Raw genomic sequence first — 23,987 nt, 5'->3', positions numbered from 1 at the left:
ATTTTAACGGCCGAGGGGGAAAACAGTCGGTTCTGGCACAGGATCGCCGTCGACAGGAGAAAACCGTGAGAAATTTCCGTAACTGGCACACCATGACCGCCTCTCCTGCTTTTTCCGGCGCGTCGCCCGCTGCTTCGCCCGCCGACCCCGCGCTCGGTCTCCTGCCAGTCTGGAAATTGTCCGATCTCTACGCTGCCAAGGATGCCCCAGAATTTGTGGCCGATCTGGAAAAGGCGCGCACGCTGTCGCTCGCTTTCGAGGAAAAGTGGAAGGGCAAGCTTGCAGACGCTGCCGCAAAAACCGGTGCCGGCGGACTTGGCGAGGCCTTGTCGGAATATGACGCGCTCGACGACCTCCTCGGCAAGATCGGCTCGTTCGCCGGCCTCACCTATTTTTCGGACACGTCCAACCCGGCAAACGGCAAGTTCTACGGCGACATCCAGACAAAGCTGACGGATCTCTCCTCGCATCTCCTGTTTTTCGCGCTGGAACTGAACCGGATCGACGATGCGGTCATCAATGCGGCGATGGACCGCGATCCCGCAACCGGCCATTTCCGCCCCTGGCTGGTGGACTTGAGAATGGATAAGCCCTTCCAGCTGGACGACAAGCTCGAGCAGCTCTTTCTCGAGAAGTCGATGACGTCGGCCGCCGCCTTCAACCGCCTGTTCGACGAAACCATGTCGGAACTTCGCTTCGAGGTAGATGGCGAAAAACAACCGCTCGAAATCACGCTCAACATGCTGGTAGAGCCCGAGCCGGAAACCCGCGCCAAGGCGGCCGTAGCACTGTCAAAAACCTTTGGCGAGAACCTGCGCGTCTTCACGCTGATCACCAACACGCTCGCCAAGGACAAGGAAATTTCCGACCGCTGGCGCGGCTTTGAGGATATCGCCGACAGCCGTCACCTGGCGAACCGTGTCGAACGCGAGGTCGTCGACGCGCTCTCGGAAGCTGTCACGCAGGCCTATCCGCGCCTGTCGCACCGCTATTACGCGATGAAGGCGAAATGGCTCGGCGTCGACCAGCTGAACTACTGGGACCGCAACGCGCCGCTGCCGGAAACGCCGAAGGGCCTCATTTCCTGGCCGGAAGCAAAGGACACCGTATTATCCGCCTACGGCGCCTTCTCGCCCGAGATGGCCGCCATCGCCGCCCGCTTCTTCGACGAGGAATGGATCGACGCGCCGGCACGGCCCGGCAAGGCACCGGGCGCGTTCGCGCATCCGGTCGTGCCGTCTGCGCACCCTTACGTTCTCGTCAACTATATGGGTAAGCCGCGCGACGTGATGACGCTTGCCCATGAGCTTGGCCACGGCGTGCATCAGGTTCTCGCCGGCGGCCAGGGCGCGCTGATGTGCCAGACACCGCTGACGCTTGCCGAAACCGCCTCCGTGTTCGGCGAGATGCTGACGTTCCGGGCACTCTTGGAAAAGACCAGGGACAAGCGCGAACGCAAGGCGATGCTCGCCCAGAAGGTGGAGGATATGATCAATACGGTCGTCCGCCAGATCGCCTTCTACCAGTTCGAGCGCAAGATCCACACGGCCCGCAAGCAGGGCGAACTGACGTCGGAGCAGATCGGCGAACTGTGGCTGTCCGTCCAGAACGAGAGCCTCGGCCCGGCAATCCGGATCTCGGAAGGCTACGAGACGTGGTGGACCTATATCCCCCACTTCATCCATTCGCCCTTCTACGTCTATGCCTATGCCTTCGGCGACTGCCTGGTGAACTCGCTCTACGCGGTCTACCAGAACGCCGCCCCCGGCTTCCAGGACAAGTATTTCGACCTTCTGAAGGCAGGCGGCACCAAGCATCATTCGGAATTGCTCAAGCCATTCGGCCTAGATGCCACCGATCCGTCCTTCTGGTCGAAGGGCCTGTCGATGATCGAAGGTCTGATCGACGAGTTGGAAGCTTTGGACAAGGCTGTCTGATCAACGGACGGTCAAACGCAGGTCGGAGGGGTTGCGATGTCTGTGAAGGCCAAGGGTCGCGGTGCAAAACCGGTGGATCTTTCGCTGATCGAAACCATGCGCTGGGAGCCGGGTTCCGGTTTTACCCGGATCGACCAGCATTTGCGTCGGCTGAACCGTTCGGCCGATGCCCTGGGCTTTCGCCCGGCCCCGCCAGACCTGATGAAACAGCTCCAGGCCTCGGTCGAAGGAGAGACGCCGCTTCGCGTGCGGCTGGAAATGACGTTCCGCGGCAAGGTCGAGATCGTCGCCACGCCGTTCGCGCCCGTTGCCAAGGATGCGATCTGGCGGATCGGGATCGCGCAGACGCGCCTGCCCTCGGATGATCCGATGTATCGCCACAAGACATCGCGCCGCGAAGTCTATGACGCCGCCCGCGCCGAATTCTCTGAAGATGTGGACGAGGTGATCCTGCTCAACGAACGCGCAGAGGTCTGCGAAGGCACGCGCACCAATCTCTTCGTGGAGCAGGCCGACGGCACGCTGACGACACCGCCGATCTCATCCGGTCTGCTTGCGGGGATCCTGCGCGGCGATCTGATCCGCGAGGGCCGCGCGAAGTCTGGCCTTGTGAAACAGACCGACCTTGCCGGGAAACGCCTGTTCGTCGGCAATTCCCTGCGCGGCCTGATCCGGGCCGAACTGGTCTGAAGCGAAGCCCCTACTGTTCCCGGTAGAGCACCATGCCCGCATGATGCAGCACGCCGTCGATGAAGTCGCCATCGGCGGTGAACCCGGTATCGTCCCAATAATCGATGTGATCGCCGGTGACGAGATACCGGCCCTGATACGCGCTTTTGCGAGAGCCGCGTGCTTCATCATAGCGGTTATCTTGCTGCAGCTCGTGGCGGATATGTCCGTCTGCCGTTACCCACATTCCGACGTAGGGATGACTCGCGGGTTGGATCTTGTTGTCCATGATGTCCTCTGCATGGGAAGGAAGCGCCGCGCCGAAAGACGCGGCGGCAACGAGGAGGAGATGGCGGCGGTTCATGGCAGCCGTACCGTTCACTGCGCCCGCGTCGGGCGAACGACAATCTCATTCACATCGACATCGTCGGGCTGCTCGATCGCAAAGCGCACGGCGCGACCGATCGCATCCGGCTGCAGCGCAATGGCGCGGTAGGTCTTCATGGCTTCGGCGGCCGCGGCATCGGTGATCGTGTCGGCAAGCTCGCTTTCCACCACGCCCGGGTGGATGCAGGTGATGCGCAGGTTGTCATGCTCCTGCCGCAGACCGTCGGAGATCGCCCGAACCGCGTATTTGGTGGCGCAATAGACTGCAGCCGTGGGTGAAACACTGAGAGCGCCGACCGATGCGATATTGATGATCTGGCCGGAACCCTGCGCCATCATCAGAGGCAGCACGGCAGCGATGCCGTAGAGCACGCCCTTGATATTCACGTCGATCATCCGGTCCCACTCGTCGACCTTGAGCGAAGACATCAGCGATAGCGGCATGACGCCCGCATTGTTGACGATAACGTCGACGCGGCCGAATTGGTCTTCCGCCACTTGCGCGAACGCCGCCACATCGGCGCGATCGGTGACGTCAAGCCTGCGTGTCGCGACCTTGGCGCCCAAGTCCCGGAGTTCCCAGGCGAGCTCCTCCAGCCGGTCCGTGCGGCGGGCGCCCAGCATCAGTGTCGCCCCGGCTTTTGCCAGTTCGCGGGCGATACCTGCACCGATCCCGCTCGATGCGCCGGTTATGAGAACAACCTTGTCCATGTGATTAGCTCCTTCGCTCTCCGCTTGCCTGCGGATTGCAAGGACCCTATTCCTCCTCCATTGTCGCGATAAGCCGCCCAGGTGTTTCCACAGTGGCAAGGAATTCTAACCAATGCTGACTGATTACAATGCGCTCGCCGTCTTCACGCTGGTTGCAGAAGAAAAAAGCTTTCGTGCCGCCGCCGACCGCCTCGGCGTCACCCGCTCGGCCGTCAGCCAGACGATCCGCCGGCTGGAAGAGACGCTCGGCATCGCGCTCGTTGCACGCACCACCCGCAGCGTTGCCCTGACGGAGGCGGGTGAGCGGCTCTATTCCGAGGTCGCGCCAGCGCTGTCGGAGATGCGCAGCGCCACCGAGGCGGCAGCAAACCTGCACGGACGTCCGCGCGGCCGCCTGAACCTTGCGGTCTCCTCGATTGCCGAGAGCTTTCTATCCGGCCCCGTGCTCGCGTCCTTCGCCGAGGAACATCCGGAGGTGACATTGCATATCACTGTGACCGACGAAGAATTCGATATCGTTGCGGAGGGCTATGATGCGGGCGTGAGGCTCGGCGAAGTCATCGCGCAGGACATGATCGCCGTGCCGGTTTCCGGAAACCAGCGCCAGATCGCCGTCGCCTCGCCGGGCTACCTCAAAGGCTACGGCACCCCGGCTCACCCACGCGAACTTGGCGTTCACCGTTGCATCGGCTGGCGGGCCTCCGTCCATCAGGCGCCCTATCGCTGGGAGTTTTCGCAAGACGGCAAGGAATTCTCGGTCGCCGTTTCTGACACCATCACCACGACCGACATGGCGCTGATGGTTCGCCTGGCCATTGCCGGCGCGGGCATCAGCTTTGGCATGGAAGAGAGCTTCCGCCCGGCGATCGCCACGGGCGAGCTGGTGCCGGTGCTCGAAGAATTCAGCCCGTGGTTTCCGGGCTTCTATCTCTACTATCCGAGCAGGCGGAACATGGCGCCAAAACTGCGCGCTCTGGTGGATCACCTGCAAGGGACCAGATGAGTGATGTCAGGCGGGCGACCGGGCGACAGCCACCGCCATGGTGCACCCAAGCGCCAGCACCAGCCAGAACACGACCCACAATCCCCACGCCGGAAAAGCACGTGCCATCGACGCATTGCCGCGCCGGATCCTGCTAAGCGTCGACGGCACCACGATCGCCCCGATGCCCCCGCGCCCTGACCTATTCGGCGACAAACGCAAACCGAATTTCAACATGACATTCCCCTGGTCGTTCCCAGCAGATTTTAGGGTGCGCGAAAACGGATCCAAGGGACAGGTGCTAGATTTAGCATTATCCACGCAAAACGGACCAACCGAGCGGAAACCACATTTTGGGCGGCCGGCGCGCCGGTCGGGCGAAAACAACCTCGGGACCGTTATTCCACCGTACGCCTCAAACGCGACCCCTTTATTGTGACGAAATTTTGTGATCTAGGCCGGGCATCAGATGCATGTCACACGGGTCCGTTACGCCTGCAAAATGCAGGCTGCGGCGGTGGAAGAGCAGTCGACCCATAGGGAGAATACGATGAAAGACGAGACCTATCCGGTATATGGCGAAATCACCGGTCCGATCGTGATGATCGGTTTCGGATCGATCGGCCGCGGCACGCTGCCGTTGATCGAACGCCATTTCAAGTTCGACAAGAGCCGGATGGTGGTTATCGACCCGCGCGAAGAGCCCTCCGACATGGAGATCCTCAAGAAGCACGGCATCCGTCACATCAAGGACCATGTCACCAAGGAAAACTACAAGGAGCTGCTGAAGCCGCTTCTGACCGAAGGCGAAGGCCAGGGCTTCTGCGTCAACCTGTCGGTCGACACGGGCTCGCTCGATCTGATGAAGATGTGCCGCAAGCTTGACGTCCTTTATATCGACACGGTCGTCGAACCCTGGCTCGGCTTCTATTTCGACAAGAGCATGAAGAACTCCGAGCGCACCAACTATGCGCTGCGCGAGACCGTGCGCCACGAGAAGAAGAAGAACCCGGGCGGCACCACGGCCGTTTCCACCTGCGGCGCAAACCCGGGCATGGTTTCCTGGTTCGTCAAGCAGGCGCTGGTCAACCTTGCCAATGACACCGGCCTCAAATTCGACGAGCCGGACCAGCACGACCGCGAAGGCTGGGCTAAGCTGATGAAGAAGCTGGGCGTCAAGGGCGTTCACATTGCCGAGCGCGACACCCAGCGCACCAAGAACCCCAAGCCGCTCAACGTGTTCTGGAACACCTGGTCGGTCGAAGGCTTCATCTCGGAAGGGCTGCAGCCGGCCGAACTCGGTTGGGGCACCCACGAAAACTGGATGCCGAAGAACGCCAAGAAGCACAAGAAGGGCTGCCAGGCCGCAATCTACCTCGAACAGCCGGGCGCCAACACCCGCGTTCGCACCTGGTGCCCGACGCCGGGTCCGCAATACGGCTTCCTCGTTACCCACAACGAGTCGATCTCGATCGCCGACTATTTCACCGTCGAAAAGGACGGCGAAGTCGTCTACCGTCCGACCTGCCACTATGCCTATCACCCGGCCAATGACGCGGTTCTGTCGCTGCACGAAATGTTCGGCAATGGCGGCACTCAGCAGCCCGTCCTGCACGTGCTCGACGAGCATGAACTGGAAGACGGTGTCGATGAACTCGGCGTGCTGCTCTACGGTCACGAGAAGAACGCCTACTGGTACGGCTCGCGCCTGTCGCTCGAAGAAACCCGCCGCATCGCGCCTTACCAGAACGCAACCGGCCTGCAGGTAACCTCCGCCGTTCTCGCCGGCATGGTCTGGGCACTCGAAAACCCGAAGGCCGGCATCGTCGAAGCCGACGAGGTGGATTACAAGCGCTGCCTCGAAGTGCAGATGCCGTATCTCGGCCCGGTCGAAGGTCACTACACCGACTGGACCCCGCTCGAAGGTCGCCCGGGTCTGTTCCCGGAAGACATCGACGAAAAGGACGCCTGGCAGTTCAAGAACATCCTGGTTCGCTAGGAATCAATGAGGGGGCTCGCGTCAGCCGCGGACCCCACCCCCCTCTCCCGCTTGCGCGGCGCGGAACGCCGCCTCGATCGCACCTTGCGGCGGCAACTTGCGGCCTCTTCCAGGCCATGACGGGAAGAACCGGCTGGAGCGTATAAAAGCCACACCCGCGCCCGTTCTTCACAAAGCGAAAACTCCTGCCTTTCCCCAGTCTTCCCAATCCGCAGTCTTGCTTTACATAGGCTCCAGAAGGCATGGTTGCAGACCACAAGCCGGACCGAATCGCGGGAGACAGATCATGAACTTCAAAACGGGCCTCGTGCTCATTGCGGCAGCCAGCCTCACGGCCTGCGTCTCTTCTCCGCCGCCACGCATGGTATCAGCACCAGTGCAGCCGCAGGGCGTCGAGGGCGCATGGGTCGATCCGAACGGTATCGTCTCCACCTTCCAGGCGGGCACGTTCAACACCCGTGCAAGCGACAGCAACGCGCTTCTCGCCTCCGGCACCTATAACAAGCTCTCGCCGACGCTGGTCGAGATCAACATGACCTCGCTGGTGCGCAAGACGCAGTCGCGCGTCAACTGCTCGTTGGTCACCCAGAGCCAGCTGAACTGCACGCAGGATAGCGGCGCGCAGTTTTCGCTCGCCCGCCGCAGCTGATCGCCCAGCTTCACAGTCATTCCAGAGTTAGGGAGGGCCTCGCTTGATGCGGGGCCTTTCGCGTTGTGCGCGAGGGCGAATAGCTCTGGCCCTGTCACATTTACCTTGAAACCAGTTTTGCTTGGTGAAAACATGCGCTGCACAACGATCGTCACCATGGCGTGATACAAAAATCGGGAACATGCACGCCCACACGCGCGCAATCATAAAAGGAGAGAGATGATGATGAGAACTATCGGATTGGGGATCGTGACCGCATCGGTCATTGCCCTCTCGAGCGGCGTCGCAATGGCCGACTTCGAACTCAACATTCTCCACATCAACGACCTGCATTCCCGTATCGAGCCGATCAACAAATACGATTCCACCTGCACGCCGGCCGAGACCGAAAAGAACGAATGCTTCGGCGGCATTGCGCGCGTGAAGTCGGCCATCGACGCCCGCCGCAGCGAGTTGCAGGGCAAGAACGTTCTCGTTCTCGACGCCGGCGACCAGTTTCAGGGTTCGCTGTTTTACAGCACCTACAAGAGCGCACCCGTTGCCGAATTCATGAACGGCATCGGCTTCGATGCGATGGCGATCGGCAACCACGAGTTCGACGACGGCCCGCAGGAACTGCTGAAGTTCATTACCGCACTGAAGTTTCCGATCATTTCCGGCAATACCATCGCCAAGGCTGGAACACCGCTGGCCGACAAGTACAAGGGTTACGTGATCAAGGATTTCGGCGGCCAGCGTGTTGCCATCGTCTCCGTTCTCGCGAAAGATACGAGCGAGACCTCTTCGCCGGGTCCCGACATCACCTTCGAGGACGAGATCACATATGTGAAGAATGCCGTAGCGGACCTTCAGTCGCAGGGCATCAACAAGATCGTGCTCCTCTCCCATGTCGGCTACGTCAAGGACAAGGAAATCGCGGCAGCCGTTGCCGGCATCGACGTGATCGTCGGCGGCCACAGCCATACCTACCTGTCCAGCACCGACCCCAAGGCATCCGGCCCCTACCCGACCATCGTCAAAAGCCCTGCTGGCGTCGATATTCCGATCGTGACGTCCTACGCCTATTCCAAATATCTCGGTGATCTCTCGGTCGTTTTCGATGACAGCGGCGTGGTGAAGTCGTCCGCAGGTGCACCGAAGTTGCTCGATTCCAGCGTTCCGCAGGACGCTGCGTTTGTCGCCAAGGTCAAGGAACTCGGCGGCCCGCTCGAAGAGATCAAGAAGAAGGTCGTCGGCTCGACCGAAGGCGTCATCGATGGCGATCGCCTCAACTGCCGCGCCAAGGAATGCACGATGGGCAACCTGCTTGCCGATGCACAGCTTGACCGCGTCAAGGATCAGGGCATCACGCTCTCCATCCAGAACGGCGGCGGCCTGCGTGCCTCGATCGATTCCGGCGAAGTGACGATGGGCGAAATCCTGACCGTCCTGCCGTTCCAGAACACGATCGCAACCTTCCAGCTGAAAGGCTCGGATGTCGTCACCGCCCTCGAAAACGGCGTCAGCCAGATCGACGACGGCGCCGGTCGCTTCCCGCAGGTGGCAGGCATGAAGTTCTCCTTCGACCGGTCGAAGTCGAGCGGCAGCCGCATCAGCGACGTTCAGGTCAAGGAAGGCGAGGCCTTCGTTCCGATCGACCCGAACAAGACATACGGCGTCGTTACCAACAACTACGTCCGCACCGGCGGCGACGGCTACAAGATCTTCAACACCGCAGCCGTCAACGCCTACGACTTCGGACCCAACCTCGAAAACGCCGTTGCCGACTACATCTCGGCCAACAGCCCCTACAAGCCCTATACCGATGGCCGCATCACCGACCTGACACCGGCAGACTACAAGCCGTTACCGAAGGCAGCTGCCGCCCCGGCACCGGCACCGGCACCGGCTGCAACACCTGCTCCGGCGCCTGCCGCAACTCCTGCTCCGGCGCCTGCTACAACTCCCGCACCGGCTGCACCGGCAACGACGGCCCAGGCTCCTGCCACTCCTGCCCCCTCTGCCCCGGCTACCCCTGCACCGGCCACTCCGGCTACTCCTGCTCCGGCGCCAGCGGCACCGGCAACCCCGGCACCTGCGACCCCGGCACCAGCAGCACCGGCTCCTGCACCAGCGGCTCCAGCCGCCCCCGTGCCCATGACAACGGAACCGGCAGCACCTGCACCAGCCGCACCTGCACCAGCCACCCCTGCACCGGCCACGCCGGCTCCGACAGCCACAACGGCGTCCCCGGCTCCCGCCGGCCCGAGCAAATACACTGTGGTCAAGGGTGACTCGCTGTGGAAGATCGCCGAAAGCACCTATGGCGACGGCGAGAAGTGGATGGACATCTCCAAGGCCAATAGCCTTCGCAACCCGGATGTCATCCAGATCGGCAAGGAGCTGGAACTGCCGGCCAGATAAAAACGAAAGCGGGACAATTTGTCCTGATGCAACCGACGGCTCGGGGCTTCCCCGGGCCGTTGATTGTTTCTAAATAGAGCCAGACAATCCTCCGGCCGCATCCTGCGGTCGAACCCGATCGGAAGTGACCGCATGAATATCGTGCCCTCAAAACTGCCCACCGGTCATCCGAAGGTTACCTTCGGCAAAGTTGGCGTCCTGCTCGTCAACCTCGGCACGCCCGACGGCACGGACTACTGGTCGATGCGGCGTTATCTCGCCGAATTCCTGTCCGACAAGCGCGTGATCGAATGGTCGCGGCTGTTCTGGTATCCGATCCTCTACGGCATCGTCCTCAACAAGCGCCCGCAGAAGGTCGGCAAGGCCTATGAGGAGATCTGGAACAAGGATCTCGACGAGAGCTATCTGCGCACCTACACCCGCAGCCAGGGCGAGAAAATGGCCGAACGGCTGGCCGATCTGCCAAACGTCGTGGTCGACTGGGGCATGCGCTACGGCAAGCCCTCGATCGCCGAGCGCATGGATGCGCTGAAGGCGCAGGGCTGCGACCGGATCCTGCTGTTCCCGCTTTACCCGCAATACGCGGCCGCAACGACGGCGACCGTCAACGACAAGGCGTTCGAATACCTGATGAAGCAGCGCTGGCAGCCGGCCCTCCGCACGGTGCCGACCTATCACGATGACCCCGCCTATATCATGGCGCTGGCCAATTCCGTTCGCCAGACGCTGTCGACGCTCGAGTGGGAACCGCAGCTGCTGATCACCTCTTTCCACGGCATTCCGCAGTCCTACTTCAAGGCCGGCGACCCCTATCACTGTTTCTGCTACAAGACCGCAAGGTTGCTGCGCGAAGAGCTCGGCTATACCGAGAAGCAGTTGCGCCTCACCTTCCAGTCGCGCTTCGGACCCGAAGAATGGCTGCAGCCCTATACCGACAAGACGATGGAAACGCTTGCCGCCGAAGGCATCAAGCGCGTCGCCATCATGAACCCCGGCTTCGTCTCCGACTGCCTGGAAACGCTTGAGGAAATTGCCGGCGAGGCTGGCGAGATCTTCATGCACCATGGCGGCGAGAATTTCGTCCATATTCCCTGCCTCAACGACAGCGTCGACGGCATCAACGTGCTTGAGACGGTGGTTCGTCGCGAGTTGCAGGGCTGGGTCTGAGCTTTAGGGAGATCGCGATGAAGCGAGCCATCGTTACCGGCGGTGCCGGCCTGATCGGAAGCGGGATCTGCACTGATCTGGCCGACCACGGTTTCGAGGTCGCCTCGTTCGACTTCAGCGAAACGGCTGATGTTCCGAAGGGCGTTCAGCCCGTTCTCTGCGATGTCTCCGACGAAACCTCGGTCGAGGAAGCCTTTGCGCTACTCGGCTGGGACAGTCTCGACCTGCTCGTCAACAATGCCGGCATCGCCAGCCCGAACCATGGCCCGATTGCGCATCTGTCGCTGGCCGACTGGCGCCGCGTGACCGACAGCCACCTGACCGGCGCCTTCCTGATGACCCGCGCTGCGGTGCCGCTGATGTCAACAGGTGGGTCCATCGTCAACATGGTATCGACGCGGGCGTTCATGTCGGAACCGGATACCGAAGCCTATGCCGCCTCCAAGGGCGCACTGGTCGCCTTCACCCATGCACTTGCGATCAGCCTTGGCCCGAACATCAGGGTCAATGCCATCGCGCCGGGCTGGATCACCAATGAGACGAAGCTGAGCGACGAGGACCACGCACAGCACCCTGTCGGCCGCGTCGGTCGCCCGAAGGACATTGCCGACGCCGTCCTCTATCTGACGGGTGCCGGTTTCATGACCGGCCAGGTCCTGACGCTCGACGGCGGCATGACCAAGAAGATGATCTACGCCGAATAGCGCTTACCGCACTTCGTCGGCGCGAAACCCGTCCGTTGCGGACTTCCAGAATTCGGCATCCTCATACTCGGTCGGATCCGCGACGCCAGCGAGATGAAACGCCTCGCGACGCTCGACGCAGGTGCCGCACCGGCCGCAATGGTTTTCGCCACCCTTGTAGCAGGACCAGGTGTCGCCAAACGGTGTACCGTGTTTTGCGCCGTCGGTGACGATATCGGCCTTCGACCCATTCACATAAGGCGCCAGCAGCCGCACCGAGGCGTATCCGTCGAGCGCATGATCCTGCATCGTCTGGAACGCGTCGATAAAGCCCGGCCGGCAATCGGGATAGATGAAATGGTCGCCGCCATGGACGGCAATCGCCACCGCATCCGCGCTCTGGGCCGCCGCCACCCCGAACGCGACCGCGAGCATGATCGCGTTGCGGTTCGGCACGACGGTGACGCGCATCGTTTCCTCAGCGTAATGACCGTCAGGCACGTCCAGATCGTCCGTCAGCGCCGATCCCGTCAGCTGGGCACCGATCGAGCGCATATCGATGATCTGGTGGGGTACGCCCAGCCGCAGCGCACAGGCCGCGGCATAGTCGAGTTCCTTCCTGTGTCGCTGGCCGTAATCGAACGAGACGAGCCCGATCAAATCCTGCTCGGCATCAATCTTGTGGGCAAGCGAAACGGAATCCAGTCCGCCGGAACAGACGACGATGGTCTTCATGGTTTTGGTCCTTGTTTTGTCGGGGTAGGCTGCGACCCGTGTGTCCGGCGGTTTCTAGTGCAAGAACATGCGCTTGTGAACACCTCCGCACATCTCTAGGGTTGTCGGGTATGAAACGAACGCAATTTATTGGGCAGGAGGACTCTTCATGAGCCTGGACGGTTTCGACTATTTTGTCATCGGTATCGTAATTCTCGCGATACTCCTGCTCTTTGCCCTCGTGAAGACCGTGCCGCAGGGCTATAACTACACCGTCGAGCGGTTTGGCCGCTACACGCGCACGCTGGAGCCGGGCCTCAATATCCTGACGCCCTTCATCGAGCGCATCGGCGCGCGGATGAATGTCATGGAACAGGTGCTTGATATCCCCACCCAGGAAGTCATCACCAGGGACAATGCCAGCGTTTCGGCCGATGCCGTCGCCTTCTATCAGGTGCTCAACGCCGCCCAGGCCGCCTACCAGATCACCAATCTGCAGCTCGCCATCCAGAACCTCACCATGACCAATATTCGATCGGTCATGGGTTCGATGGACCTCGACGAGCTGTTGTCCAACCGCGAAGTCATCAACGAACGGCTGCTGCGCGTCGTCGACCAGGCGGTTCATCCCTGGGGCATCAAGGTCACCCGCGTCGAGATCAAGGACATCCAGCCGCCGGCAGACCTCGTGCAATCGATGGGCCGCCAGATGAAGGCGGAGCGCGAGAAGCGCGCCCAGATCCTCGAGGCCGAAGGCTCGCGCAACGCGCAGATCCTGCGGGCCGAGGGCGCGAAACAGGCAGCCGTGCTGCAGGCCGAAGGCGAGCGCGAAGCAGCGTTCCGCGATGCCGAGGCGCGCGAGCGTCTGGCAGAAGCCGAAGCGCGCGCGACGCAGGTCGTCTCCGAAGCAATCGCCTCCGGCAATGTGCAGGCAATCAACTACTTCGTGGCGCAGAAATATACCGAAGCTCTGGTCGAGATCGGCAAGGCGAACAATTCCAAGATCGTGCTGATGCCGCTTGAAGCATCGTCGCTGATCGGTTCGCTCGGCGGCATCGGCGCCATCGCCAAGGAAGTCTTCGGAAATGGCGACGGCCCTGCCCCGGCAGCGCCCCGCACGCAACCCGGCCAGCCTTCGCGCACCACCCGCAGCACGCCCAGCGTGACCGCTGTCATCCCGCCCTATACGCCCTCCTCCGACAAATGAGGCTGCAATGATCATCGATCTGGTACGCAGCCTCGGCTCGTGGAGCTGGTGGCTCCTCGGCCTCGTCCTGCTCGCAGCAGAACTGGCCGTTCCCGGTGCCTTCCTGATCTGGATCGGGCTTGCCGCCATCATCGTCGGCGCGCTGTCTCTGGCACTCTGGGATACCGGCATCTGGACCTGGCAGGTGCAGCTTCTGCTGTTTGCCGTGCTAGCGGTCGGATTGGCGGTGGTCGGGCGTCGCTTCTATTCGAGCCGTGGCGGCGAGAGCGATCAGCCGAACCTCAACCGGCGTGGCGAAAGCCTCGTCGGGCGCACCGCAACGCTGCACGAGCCGATCGCGGAAGGTCGCGGACGGATCAGGCTTGATGATACGTGGTGGTCGATCATCGGGCCGGACCTGCCAGCCGGCACTCAGGTGGTGATCATCGAATCAAATGGCCGCGATCTTCGCGTCGAAGCAACCGCGACCGTCTTGCGTCCCACCTGAAACTCAGATGGGTTTCAGGCGACGCCGACGCGGAGCAGATCGTGGAAATGGACGATGCCGATCGGGCGCTGATCTTCGCCGACGACGAGAAGCGCGCCGATACTGTACTGGTTGAGCAGCGCGAGAGCCGCCGTCGCCAGCGTATCCTTGCCCACCGTCTTCGGGCGCACGGTCATGACCTCGTCCACGGGCATCTTCGTCAGGTCGACGTCGAGATGGCGCGCAATGTCGCCATCGGTGACGACGCCGACGAGCCGGCCTTCGTCATCGGTAACACCGACGCAACCGAACCGCTTGCGCGACAATTCCTGCACCGCTTCCGGCATCAGCACGCCCTGGCGCACCAACGGAATGCTGTCGCCGACATGCATGAGGTCGCTGACATGCGACAGCATGGCGCCGAGCTTGCCGCCAGGATGATAGACGCGGAAATCGGTTGCCGAAAAACCGCGCGCTTCCAGCAGCGCAACAGCAAGTGCATCGCCCATCGCAAGCTGCATCAGCGTGGAGGTGGTTGGAGCCAGCCCGTGCGGACAGGCTTCCTGTTCCTTCGGCAGAAGCAGAACGACATCTGCCGCTCTGCCGAGCGCTGAGACCTCACCAGACGTGAGTGCGATCAAAGGAATAGAAAAGCGACGGGTGAACGATACGATCCCCTGCAACTCGGCGGTCTCGCCGCTCCAGGACAGCGCCAGCACGACATCGCCGGGCGCAATCATGCCGAGATCGCCGTGGTTTGCTTCGACCGGATGCACGAAAAAGGCTGGCGTTCCTGTCGAGGCAAAGCTTGCAGCAATCTTTTTGCCGATATGGCCGCTCTTGCCGATGCCGGTCACGATGACACGACCGCTGATGCCGCCGATCAGCTCGGCCGCTGCGCGGAACGGGCCGCCCAGGCCATTCTGAAGGGCATGATCAAGGGCTACAAGGCCCTGTTTTCCAAAGGCAATCGTCCGCAGGGCGGAATCAATGACATCGACCTCTGCGGCCTGCAACGCTCTCTTTATCATGTCGCAGGCTTAGCGCTTTTTCCTGGTCAAGTCCATCGCATTAGCCGCTGAGCAAGTATTGCGGACTTCGAGAAAACAATGCGTCGATCTTCGAAACCGGTCGCTGGCTAGAGCGTCGCTGAGCAAGGAAAGGACCAGGCAACGGGAAATCGCACGGCTGTTGGCGTACATCACTGACGCGCTCAGCGTTCCAAGATATTCGCGGAATAAATACGTCCAACGGCCCCCAGCACACTGCAGCCTGATGACGAACGGAGCCCCCTCGAATGTCGAGACGGCTCCTTCTATGGCATTTCGCAGACTGCAATCAGCAAGTGGTGGCACTTCCGTCGCAGGTGAGCTTTCCTGCTATGTTGCTGAACTGGTTATTCAAAGCGCCGCCGAGCGTTGTTGCGCCGGCAATCAAAGCAACGGAAATGAGTGCGGCAATGAGGCCATATTCGATGGCAGTCGCGCCCGACTCATCCTTCATCATGCGTGCAAGAATTGACATATAACTCTTCCCTGACTCGCCCCTCGGAACGGAATTGCTCCGATGTCAAGTTTCTATACTTGAACTGTAGATACATTTTCTTAATGCGCTTCAACAAATCCAATGTGTGTAAATGTCACGTTTGACTTGGTTAAATCACCGTAAACGCGTGAATTCGCCTGCCTGGGCAACCGGCGTTTGTGCCCTGCGACCATCCATACGCGCTGGGAATGTTCATGCAAATGTAGTGGCATCTCCTGGCGAGTGGACGGATAGCGTGAAGGGCAGTCGCGCAGCCCCACGCGGCCGGTTTCACCAACTGTTAACCATAAACTAACCCTTTCGAGGCATACTCCGCGATAAATCCGACAAGGTGACATTCGTGTTTCAAAGCATACACTTAGCCAGGACGGACCTGTGGATGCGGAGCGACGCTGTACTTTGCCTTTGGATCAGCTTTTCCGATTTCCGGGCAGTCCGATGATTATCAGCAGGACAAAAGCCACGACGCTTTCGTTGCGCGGCCGTGCGTATGGACTGCTGCTGGCCGGCTCGGCGCTGATCCTCCCGTCGGCTGCCGTTTCGCAGAGCCTTTTTCCAGACAGCGGCAGCGCGCTTCCCGCCATTCCCAGCAGCCAGGTCGGAACAGCCGGAACATCGACGATTACCCGCAACACCCCGACTGCACCGGTCGGCGGGACGATTCCCGGCATAGTCGCCGTCGCCGGAGACGAACGGACCGCCGATACGACGGCGCAACAAAGTGCGGCCGCGCGTGTTCAGGAGCCGGAAGTCGATCTCAACCAGCCGATCGGTCCGTCCGATCTCGAGCCGCTCGATGATGGTCCCGAAGCAATCGATCCGCAGGAGGCTCCGCGTCAAGAGGTGGATCCGACCGGCATCCGGCTCGGCACGTTCATGCTGCGCCCGTCGATCAATCAGAGCATCAACACAGAAATCACCCGCGAGAACGGATCGAAGGAAACGCGCAATTACGCGGCAACCGGGATTCGCGGAACGCTGACCTCCGACTGGTCACGGCATGCGCTGACAGTTACCGGCGAAACCACGATCGAGCACAATTTCACCAAGAGCAAGGAAGGCGAGGATCCGGAGGGCAAGATCAGCGCGGATCTGCGTCTCGATCTTGCAGACGATACCGTTGCGCATCTGACCAGCGGTTACAGCTTTACCCGTGAGGACAATGACGACCCGAACGCCGTCGGTGGCGCCGACGTCCAGTCCGGCGTGCACCTGTTCCAGACCGGGGCCTCGATCGGCCGCGACATCGGCAAGATCAGAGCACTCGCCGCCGTCAACGGCTCTCGATATGTCTATACCGAGGCAAAGCTTGCGGACGGCGGCACGCTCAACATGAAAGACCGCAATCGCAGCGGCATCGATGGTCGACTGCGCCTCGGCTATGAACTTTCGCCTGCCCTCATCCCGTTTGGGGAAATCGCATCGGGCCACACATTCTACGATCGCAAGCGCGATGCTTCTGGCTATCAGCGCTCATCGCAGACCTATGCCGCGCGCACCGGCGTCGAGTTCGATTTCGGCGAGAAACTGCGCGGCGAGTTGGGAACGGGCTATGAGGTCGTCGACTACGAGGATAACCGCCTCAAGAATGTCGGTGGCATCAGCTTTGATGGCGATGCGACCTGGTCACCACAGCGCGGCACCGACGTCAATCTCGGCCTGCGCACGACAGTCCAGGATTCCACAACGCCCGGCGAAGGCGGATGGGTGGAGTATGAACTCACCGCAGCGCTTGCGCACGAGATGCGCGACAGCGTCGTCGCACGCCTGAGCGGCAGCACCGTGTTCCGCAACTTTGATTCCGGCAGCGAAGACGAGGTCACCTGGCTTGCCGGCGCGGGGATAACATGGGCGATCAACCGCTATCTCGATCTCACGAGCGACGTTGAATACGAGAAAACCACGGGCGGCACCGAACAGAACATCGTTCGCGCGGGCATGGGGCTGACTCTGAAGCGATAGCGTCCATCAGGCAATCACGTTTCCGTGATATCTATCCCGGTACTGCCGCCACTCGGCGCCAATGCTTCGACATGTGTGCCTTCACAATAGGCATAAAGTACGAAGTCGCGCTAAACGGCCCGGGATCGGAATGGGTTCTGTCTCCAACATACCTTCCCGCGAACAATTATTTCCGCACTGCAGCAATCGTTGCTCCAGCTACTCCTCCAGCGCATGGCTTCTCCAGCCGATCACGCCGTCCATGCACGTTGTACAAAGCTTGCGCCCGGGCTTCCGCCCACTTCCCCTCAGGACTGTGCGCAACATATAAGCGCTCACGACGAATTGTCGCAGTGCAGCATTAGTGCACTCCATCGATACATCCTGATAGATTAGAGGCTCAACGTGGCTGGAATTCCAACAGACAGCGCGACCACACCGCGCACAGCAACAAGTTCGACGGCAGGTAACAATTACCGCTTCGCTCTCGTTGCCCTGACTTCCCTGTTTTTCATGTGGGGCTTTATCACCTGCCTGAACGACATTCTGATCCCACACCTGAAGAACGTCTTCCAGCTCAACTACACCCAGTCGATGATGATCCAGCTGTGCTTCTTCGGCGCCTATTTCATCGTGTCGCTGCCGGCCGGCGCGCTTGTGAAGCGCATCAGCTACAAATGGGGCATTGTCGTCGGCCTGCTGATTGCAGCGATCGGCTGTGCGCTGTTCATCCCGGCTGCCAGCTACCGCGTCTATGCGCTGTTTCTCGGTGCGCTGTTCGTGCTGGCAAGCGGTGTCACCATTCTGCAGGTTGCCGCCAATCCCTATGTGACGGAGCTGGGCGCCCCTGAAACTGCCTCGAGCCGGCTGACGCTGACCCAGGCCTTTAACTCGCTCGGAACCACGATCGCACCGCTCTTCGGCGCCTTCCTTATCCTGTCGGCCGCGACCGGCGACATTCAGAACGCGAGTGGCGACCAACTCGAAGCCTTGCGCCTTGCAGAGGCTGATGCCGTCCGCTTCCCTTACATGCTTCTGGCAATCGCCTTCCTCGTGCTGGCCGCCGTCTTTGCAGCCCTGAAGCTGCCGCATGTCGAAACGGAAGACACGACGGTCGCTGAAGGCGGCGAACGTAGCTCCGCGTGGGCCTACCGTCACCTCGTTCTCGGCGCGATCGGCCTGTTCGTCTATGTCGGTGCCGAAGTGTCGATCGGCTCGTTCCTGGTTAATTACCTGGCAGAACCAAGCATCGCCGGCATGCCGGAATCGGAAGCCGCCCATTACGTCGCCTATTTCTGGGGCGGCGCCATGATCGGTCGTTTCGTCGGCGCCTATGTCATGCGGTTCGTCGACGACGGCAAGGCGCTGGCGTTCAATGCCGGTGTTGCGATCCTGCTCATCCTGCTCACGGTGTTTGCGGGCGGCTCGCTGGCGATGTGGTCGGTTCTCGCCATCGGCCTGTTCAACTCGATCATGTTCCCGACCATCTTCAGCCTGGCACTCAAGGGTCTTGGTCGCCACACCAGCCAGGGATCGGGAATCCTGTGCCTGGCGATCGTCGGCGGTGCCATCCTGCCGGTCGTGCAGGGCATGCTGGCCGATACGGTCGGCATCCACCTCGCCTTCCTGATGCCGGCGATCTGCTACCTCTACATCGCCTATTACGGCCTCAAGGGTCACAGGGCGGCCTGATCGAAGGCATCGATCCCCGAAACGAAAAACGCCCCCGCGATCATCTCGCGGGGGCGTTTACTTTTGCAGTAAAGGATAGGCTTACATCAGCTTCGAGACGAGCGCCTTCAGGGGCTCCTCGATCGCCGGGCGGATATCCGGGCGCTGCAGGGCAAAGGCGATATTGGCCATGATGAAGCCGTCCTTGGCGCCGCAGTCGTAGGTCTCGCCCTTGAAGTGGTAGCCGGCAAATTCCTGGCTCTTGGCCAGCGCCAGCATGCCGTCGGTCAGCTGGATCTCGTTGCCGGCGCCACGTTCCTGGGTTTCGAGGATCTTGAAGATCTCCGGCTGCAGGATGTAGCGGCCGTTGATGAAGAAGTTCGAAGGTGCCGTGCCCTTGGCAGGCTTTTCGACCATCTCGGTGATCTTGAAACCGTCGCCGACGGTCTCACCCTTGCCGACGATACCGTATTTGTGGGCCTGGTCCGGATCGCATTCCTCGACCGCGAGAACGTTGCCGCCGGTCTGGTCGTAGAGTTCGACCATGCCCTTGAGGCAGCTCTTCTCCGACGACATGATCATATCCGGCAGCAGAACCGCGAAGGGTTCGTTGCCGACGATGTCGCGCGCACACCATACGGCGTGACCGAGACCGAGCGGAACCTGCTGGCGGGTGAAGCTCGCCGTACCGGCCTTCGGCAGGATATGCGAGAGCAGCGTCAGTTCGGCATTCTTGTTGCGCTCGCGCAGCATCTGCTCGAGCTCGAACTGAATATCGAAATAGTCTTCGATCACACCTTTGCCACGGCCGGTCACGAATACGAAATGTTCGATGCCGGCTTCCGCCGCTTCATCGACCACATACTGGATGACCGGCTTGTCGACGACCGTCAGCATTTCTTTTGGCACAGCCTTTGTGGCCGGCAGGAAGCGGGTGCCGAGGCCCGCAACAGGGAAGACTGCTTTACGAATTTTCCGTTCTTGTGACACTCATGCCTCCTGATGCATTTCGCTGTGCGGTTTCGGGTCTTTTGTCGGCTGTAATAAACATTTGCTACCTTTTAGCAAAGATCTGCCCCGGCCGCGCGTTTCATGGTAAAGAATTTGTTGACCCTATCCTGTTATCACATCGTTGAGCCGCATCCCGATCTCGCCATGATGGCCAGAATAAAAATGGACCGACTGCCGATGAAAAAAATCAGCCCCAATCGCTTCCGCGCAACGATCTTCTCGCTTGTCGCCGGCCTTGCCATATCGACCTGCGCGATAGATGCCCGCGCCGATGCCGGTTTCAAGACGTGGGTTGCAAATTTCTATTCGACTGCTGCCAAAAGCGGCATCACTCGCTCGACCTATGATCGCGCCTTTGCAGGCATCAGCGGTCCCGATCAGGAAGTCCTGCGCAAGGCCGAGTACCAGCCGGAATTCAAGTCGAAAATCTGGGATTATCTCGACAGCCGCGTCAATCCCTACACGGTCAAGATCGGCCGCGAAATGGCTGCCCGCCATGGCGCGACGCTGAACGCCGTGGAGCGGCATTTCGGTGTCGACAGAAACATTCTCCTCGCCATCTGGTCGATGGAATCCAACTATGGCGCAGCTCTGGAAAATCCCGAACGTCTGCACCACGTGCCGCAGGCACTGGCGACGCTCGGGTGGGGCGATCCGAAGCGCGGCAAGTTCGCGCGCAACCAGCTGATCGCCGCCTTGAAGATTCTTCAGGCAGGCGACGTATCCCCCAAGCAGCTGACCGGTTCCTGGGCAGGCGCGATGGGCCATACCCAGTTCATCCCGACGAGCTACCTGCTCTATGCGGTCGACGCTGATGGCAACGGCAAGCGCGACATCTGGCATTCGGTTCCCGATGCGCTAGCGACCTCCGCCAACCTCCTGGCCAAGAACGGCTGGACTGCCGGCAAGACCTGGGGCTACGAATCCGTGCTTCCCGCCGGCGCCGCAAAATACGAAGGCCAGAGCAAGACCTTGGCGCAGTGGGCAGCACTTGGCTTCCAGCGTCCGAACGGCAAGGGTTTTCCGCGCGGAGCAGACCGCGCGACATTGAAGCTGATGGCCGGCGCGAACGGTCCAGCCTACCTGATGCTCTCCAACTTCTTCACCATCAAGCGCTACAACGCAGCCGACAGCTACGCGCTCGCGGTCGGTCTTCTCGCCGACGAGATCGCAGGTTTCGGCGGTGTACAGCAGTCGTGGCCGCGCCCCAACGGCACGCTCGACATCAAGGAGAAGTTCGAGCTGCAGAGCCGCATGAAGGAACTCGGCTATTACGAAGGCGAAGTGGACGGCAATTTCGGCTCCGGCTCGAAGGCCGCGATCTCCGCCATTCAGAAGCGCCTTGGCATGCAGCCGGATGGCGAGCCGTCGCATTCTCTTCTCAAGGCGATCCGTTGAGGCTAGCATGCGATGCGCCGCATCGTGAACGGTGCGGCCAAAAGGCATGAAAACGATGAAGCTCTTGCGCCACAACAGGCCAAACCGACGCCTAGTCCGGACGGTATTCATGGTAGCGACCAGCCTCGTGCTGTCGCTGCCATCAACCGTTTCGTTTGCCCAGGACGGCGGCGATCGGCGCAACCTGTTCAACATGCTGTTCGGTGCGCCGCGCACAGAGCGATATGAACGCTACGAACGTCCGACCCGGCGATATGACCGGCAGGATGGATCGATCATCGAGATGGCGCCACGCCGGCAGAGAAGCCGTGCCACTCCGCAGGCTGCGGCTCCCCGCACGAGGACGGCGCCGAAACCCTCTCAGCCCCAGGCCGAACCCGTCGCCAAACTGGAAACCGCCAAGAAAATACTCGTTATCGGCGATTTTCTCGCCGGCAATATCGGGGGTGAGCTGGAAACGACGTTTGCGACCTCCCCGGGGGTTTCGATCATCAGCCGCAGCGACGGATCCTCCGGCCTGGTGCGCGACGACCATTACGACTGGCTTGGCCAACTGCCGGCTATTCTCGACGAGGCCAAACCCGCGATCGTGGTCGTCATGCTGGGTGCCAACGACCGCCAGCAAATGGACACCGCCAGCGGCCGCGAGAAATTCCGCACGGATGCCTGGTTCAAACAATATGAAACCCGTGTCGCGGAGCTTGCCGGCATGATCGCGCAGCGCAAGCTGACGCTGCTTTGGGTCGGCCTGCCGGCGTTCCAGTCGCCATCGATGATGGCGGACGCGGTCACGCTCAACACGCTTTATCGGGGACAGGTGGAGAAGGTCGGCGGCGAATTCGTCGACATCTGGGACGGCTTCGTCGACGAGGACGGCAGGTTCGTCCTGACTGGCTCGGACGTCAACGGACAGCAGGTACGCCTGCGCAATTCCGACGGCATCACGCTCACCAAGCCCGGCAAGGAAAAGCTCGCCTTCTATGTCGACAAGGTCCTGCGCCGGCATCTGGGCGACATGGCAAGTCCCGATCTCGCCAAATTCGACAGCAGCACCCTCCCGCCGCTCCAGACGCTCGAATCTCCTGCCAACCCCGAAGTGCCCGTACGGCCGATCAGCCTGGTTGACCCGGAGCTGGACGGCGGCCAGGAGCTTCTGGGCGGCAATGCGCCACCGGCCCGTCTGACGGAAACGCCGCGCGACAAACTGGTCAAACGCGGCGAACTCGAGCCCGCCCCGGCCGGTCGGATCGACGACTACCGGCTCACGACCCAGTAGGTCTTTGACACGAGCGCGAGCTCTCGCCTGTAGCTTCGTGAAAAAACGTGCTACATAGTCATAAATTCCCAGTTCAGACGTGCATGGCCTAGCTGATCTCTTTTATCGGAGTGCCCGCATGAACCTGCTTTTTCGCGTTATCGTATCAACGATTCTGCTTGCGACGCCGGTCCTTGCAGAGGTTCCGCCGTTTCCATCCACCTTCAGGACCCAAACTGTCCATGTCGGCAACGTAGACATCCATCTCCGGATTGGCGGCAAGGGACCTGCCGTCGTTCTGCTACATGGCTACGGCGAAACCGGCGACATGTGGGCGCCGCTGGCTGCAAAGCTCGAGATGGATCATCTGGTCATCGTTCCCGATCTTCGGGGCATGGGTCTGTCATCACACCCCGAAGGCGGCTTCGACAAGGCGAGCCAGGCCCGGGACCTGGCCACCATTCTGAACGGACTGAACATTGATCGTTTCGCGCTGGTCACGCACGATATCGGCAACATGGTGGGCTTCGCCCTCGCGACGCAGCAACCCGCCCGCGTGACCCGCTTCGCGCTGCTCGATGCGCCCGTTCCCGGCATCGGCCCATGGGACGAGATCCTGAAAAACCCGCTTCTCTGGCATTTCCGCTTCGGGGGGCCGGACATGGAGCGTCTCGTCGCCGGGCGCGAGCGGATCTATCTGGACCGGTTCTGGAACGAATTTTCCGCCGACCCAAAGCGGTTCGACGAAGCATCACGCAAACACTATGCCGCCCTCTATGCCTTGCCAGGCGCCATGCATTCCGGCTTCGCCCAGTTCGCGGCCTTCGACCAGGATGCGATCGACAACCGCGCCTGGGCAGCCACAGGCGCAAAACTGGAAATGCCCATTCTGGCCGTTGGCGGTGAAAAGTCCTTCGGGCCGGGCATGGCGGCGGTCATGCGCACCGCAGCCACGCAGGTCAGCGAAGGCGTAATCGCCGATGCCGGCCACTGGCTGATGGAAGAACAGCCGGATGCCACCATCAAGATGATCGACGCGTTTCTCTCCAGCAGCGAGTGATGCGATCACAAAACCAGGCGCTTATCGTGGAACGCAAGCGTCGCCTAAGCAGCAATTCGGGTCGATCCTTGTGATGACCGTCTGAGCGCAGGAATCCGATCGTGAAAGTAATGATCCGAGCGATGCACAGCG

At 61.1% G+C, this 23,987-nt stretch carries 22 protein-coding genes; 15 read left to right on the top strand and 7 right to left on the bottom strand.

Translation table 11 applies throughout. The annotated features are described in order from the left end of the window. Window positions 1-92 precede the first annotated feature (92 nt). Together BLW69_RS02945 and BLW69_RS02940 are read left to right on the top strand one after the other, a co-directional pair. Entirely contained in the window at window positions 93-1,937 is a 1,845-nt protein-coding gene (locus tag BLW69_RS02945) for a M3 family oligoendopeptidase (RefSeq protein ID WP_092659843.1), read from the top strand. Window positions 1,938-1,973: 36 nt separating this feature from the next. Then, window positions 1,974-2,627, top strand: coding sequence for an aminotransferase class IV family protein (locus BLW69_RS02940; RefSeq protein WP_162759472.1), 654 nt, complete (start codon window positions 1,974-1,976; stop codon window positions 2,625-2,627). Between the two features lie 10 nt (window positions 2,628-2,637). Here BLW69_RS02940 and BLW69_RS02935 read toward each other — a convergent pair whose 3' ends face one another. Together BLW69_RS02935 and BLW69_RS02930 are read right to left on the bottom strand one after the other, a co-directional pair. Then, window positions 2,638-2,895 carry an Atu4866 domain-containing protein gene (locus BLW69_RS02935; protein ID WP_244508765.1) on the bottom strand — a complete coding sequence of 86 codons (258 nt, stop codon included), beginning with the start codon at window positions 2,893-2,895 and terminating at the stop codon, window positions 2,638-2,640. An 89-nt stretch (window positions 2,896-2,984) separates the two neighbouring features. Continuing rightward, entirely contained in the window at window positions 2,985-3,704 is a 720-nt protein-coding gene (locus tag BLW69_RS02930; protein WP_092659839.1) for an SDR family oxidoreductase, read from the bottom strand. Window positions 3,705-3,816: 112 nt separating this feature from the next. Between BLW69_RS02930 and BLW69_RS02925 the strand changes: the two genes are divergently transcribed. Beyond that, window positions 3,817-4,707, top strand: coding sequence for a LysR family transcriptional regulator (locus BLW69_RS02925; RefSeq protein WP_092659837.1), 891 nt, complete (start codon window positions 3,817-3,819; stop codon window positions 4,705-4,707). 6 nt (window positions 4,708-4,713) lie between these two features. On the opposite strand, the gene BLW69_RS02920 is transcribed toward BLW69_RS02925, so the two are convergent. Beyond that, complete coding sequence (locus tag BLW69_RS02920) at window positions 4,714-4,923, bottom strand: hypothetical protein (protein ID WP_092659835.1); 210 nt, start codon at window positions 4,921-4,923, stop codon at window positions 4,714-4,716. Window positions 4,924-5,236: 313 nt separating this feature from the next. Here BLW69_RS02920 and BLW69_RS02915 point away from each other — a divergent pair, with 313 nt between their 5' ends. The 5 genes from BLW69_RS02915 (at window position 5,237) to BLW69_RS02895 (ending at window position 11,608) form a co-directional block, all read left to right on the top strand. After that, on the top strand, window positions 5,237-6,685 hold the full coding sequence (locus BLW69_RS02915) for a homospermidine synthase (RefSeq protein ID WP_092659833.1): 1,449 nt from the start codon (window positions 5,237-5,239) through the stop codon (window positions 6,683-6,685). 286 nt (window positions 6,686-6,971) lie between these two features. Further along, complete coding sequence (omp10, locus tag BLW69_RS02910) at window positions 6,972-7,334, top strand: outer membrane lipoprotein Omp10 (RefSeq protein ID WP_062460929.1); 363 nt, start codon at window positions 6,972-6,974, stop codon at window positions 7,332-7,334. Between the two features lie 222 nt (window positions 7,335-7,556). Then, window positions 7,557-9,737, top strand: coding sequence for a 5'-nucleotidase C-terminal domain-containing protein (locus tag BLW69_RS02905; RefSeq protein WP_092659831.1), 2,181 nt, complete (start codon window positions 7,557-7,559; stop codon window positions 9,735-9,737). Window positions 9,738-9,869: 132 nt separating this feature from the next. Beyond that, a complete protein-coding gene (gene hemH, locus BLW69_RS02900) occupies window positions 9,870-10,904 on the top strand; it encodes a ferrochelatase (RefSeq protein WP_092659829.1) in 1,035 nt (344 codons plus the stop codon). Window positions 10,905-10,921: 17 nt separating this feature from the next. After that, window positions 10,922-11,608 (top strand): SDR family oxidoreductase, encoded by a 687-nt coding sequence (locus BLW69_RS02895; RefSeq protein WP_092659827.1) that lies wholly within the window; start codon window positions 10,922-10,924, stop codon window positions 11,606-11,608. A 3-nt stretch (window positions 11,609-11,611) separates the two neighbouring features. Here the strand turns inward: BLW69_RS02895 and queC are convergent, their stop codons facing one another. Continuing rightward, window positions 11,612-12,322, bottom strand: coding sequence for a 7-cyano-7-deazaguanine synthase QueC (gene queC, locus BLW69_RS02890; RefSeq protein ID WP_092659825.1), 711 nt, complete (start codon window positions 12,320-12,322; stop codon window positions 11,612-11,614). 148 nt (window positions 12,323-12,470) lie between these two features. Between queC and BLW69_RS02885 the strand changes: the two genes are divergently transcribed. Both BLW69_RS02885 and BLW69_RS02880 read left to right on the top strand, forming a co-directional pair. Further along, on the top strand, window positions 12,471-13,508 hold the full coding sequence (locus BLW69_RS02885; protein ID WP_092659823.1) for an SPFH domain-containing protein: 1,038 nt from the start codon (window positions 12,471-12,473) through the stop codon (window positions 13,506-13,508). A gap of 7 nt (window positions 13,509-13,515) precedes the next feature. Continuing rightward, complete coding sequence (locus tag BLW69_RS02880; RefSeq protein ID WP_092659821.1) at window positions 13,516-13,995, top strand: NfeD family protein; 480 nt, start codon at window positions 13,516-13,518, stop codon at window positions 13,993-13,995. 14 nt (window positions 13,996-14,009) lie between these two features. Here the strand turns inward: BLW69_RS02880 and BLW69_RS02875 are convergent, their stop codons facing one another. Both BLW69_RS02875 and BLW69_RS02870 read right to left on the bottom strand, forming a co-directional pair. Continuing rightward, a complete protein-coding gene (locus BLW69_RS02875; protein ID WP_062582344.1) occupies window positions 14,010-15,005 on the bottom strand; it encodes a KpsF/GutQ family sugar-phosphate isomerase in 996 nt (331 codons plus the stop codon). Window positions 15,006-15,312: 307 nt separating this feature from the next. Further along, complete coding sequence (locus tag BLW69_RS02870; protein ID WP_062460949.1) at window positions 15,313-15,498, bottom strand: Flp family type IVb pilin; 186 nt, start codon at window positions 15,496-15,498, stop codon at window positions 15,313-15,315. A 459-nt stretch (window positions 15,499-15,957) separates the two neighbouring features. On the opposite strand from BLW69_RS02870, the gene BLW69_RS02865 reads away from it, so the two are divergent. Together BLW69_RS02865 and fucP are read left to right on the top strand one after the other, a co-directional pair. Then, window positions 15,958-17,481, top strand: a complete 1,524-nt coding sequence (locus BLW69_RS02865) for an outer membrane beta-barrel protein (RefSeq protein WP_139283774.1) — start codon at window positions 15,958-15,960, stop codon at window positions 17,479-17,481. Between the two features lie 393 nt (window positions 17,482-17,874). Further along, on the top strand, window positions 17,875-19,152 hold the full coding sequence (gene fucP / locus BLW69_RS02860; RefSeq protein WP_244476245.1) for an L-fucose:H+ symporter permease: 1,278 nt from the start codon (window positions 17,875-17,877) through the stop codon (window positions 19,150-19,152). 81 nt (window positions 19,153-19,233) lie between these two features. Here fucP and galU read toward each other — a convergent pair whose 3' ends face one another. After that, window positions 19,234-20,121, bottom strand: a complete 888-nt coding sequence (galU, locus tag BLW69_RS02855; RefSeq protein ID WP_062460958.1) for a UTP--glucose-1-phosphate uridylyltransferase GalU — start codon at window positions 20,119-20,121, stop codon at window positions 19,234-19,236. A 198-nt stretch (window positions 20,122-20,319) separates the two neighbouring features. Between galU and BLW69_RS02850 the strand changes: the two genes are divergently transcribed. The 3 genes from BLW69_RS02850 (at window position 20,320) to BLW69_RS02840 (ending at window position 23,855) form a co-directional block, all read left to right on the top strand. Further along, window positions 20,320-21,540: a lytic murein transglycosylase gene (locus BLW69_RS02850; protein WP_092660990.1), complete on the top strand. Its 1,221-nt coding sequence runs from the start codon at window positions 20,320-20,322 to the stop codon at window positions 21,538-21,540. 109 nt (window positions 21,541-21,649) lie between these two features. Next, on the top strand, window positions 21,650-22,816 hold the full coding sequence (locus tag BLW69_RS02845) for an SGNH/GDSL hydrolase family protein (protein ID WP_092659817.1): 1,167 nt from the start codon (window positions 21,650-21,652) through the stop codon (window positions 22,814-22,816). A gap of 118 nt (window positions 22,817-22,934) precedes the next feature. Next, entirely contained in the window at window positions 22,935-23,855 is a 921-nt protein-coding gene (locus tag BLW69_RS02840; RefSeq protein WP_092659815.1) for an alpha/beta fold hydrolase, read from the top strand. Window positions 23,856-23,987: the final 132 nt, after the last annotated feature.

It is taken from the genome of Rhizobium sp. NFR12 (genome assembly GCF_900108545.1).
In the GTDB taxonomy this organism is placed as follows: Bacteria; Pseudomonadota; Alphaproteobacteria; order Rhizobiales; family Rhizobiaceae; genus Neorhizobium; species Neorhizobium soli.
This window is presented reverse-complemented; position numbering and strand designations above follow the sequence as displayed.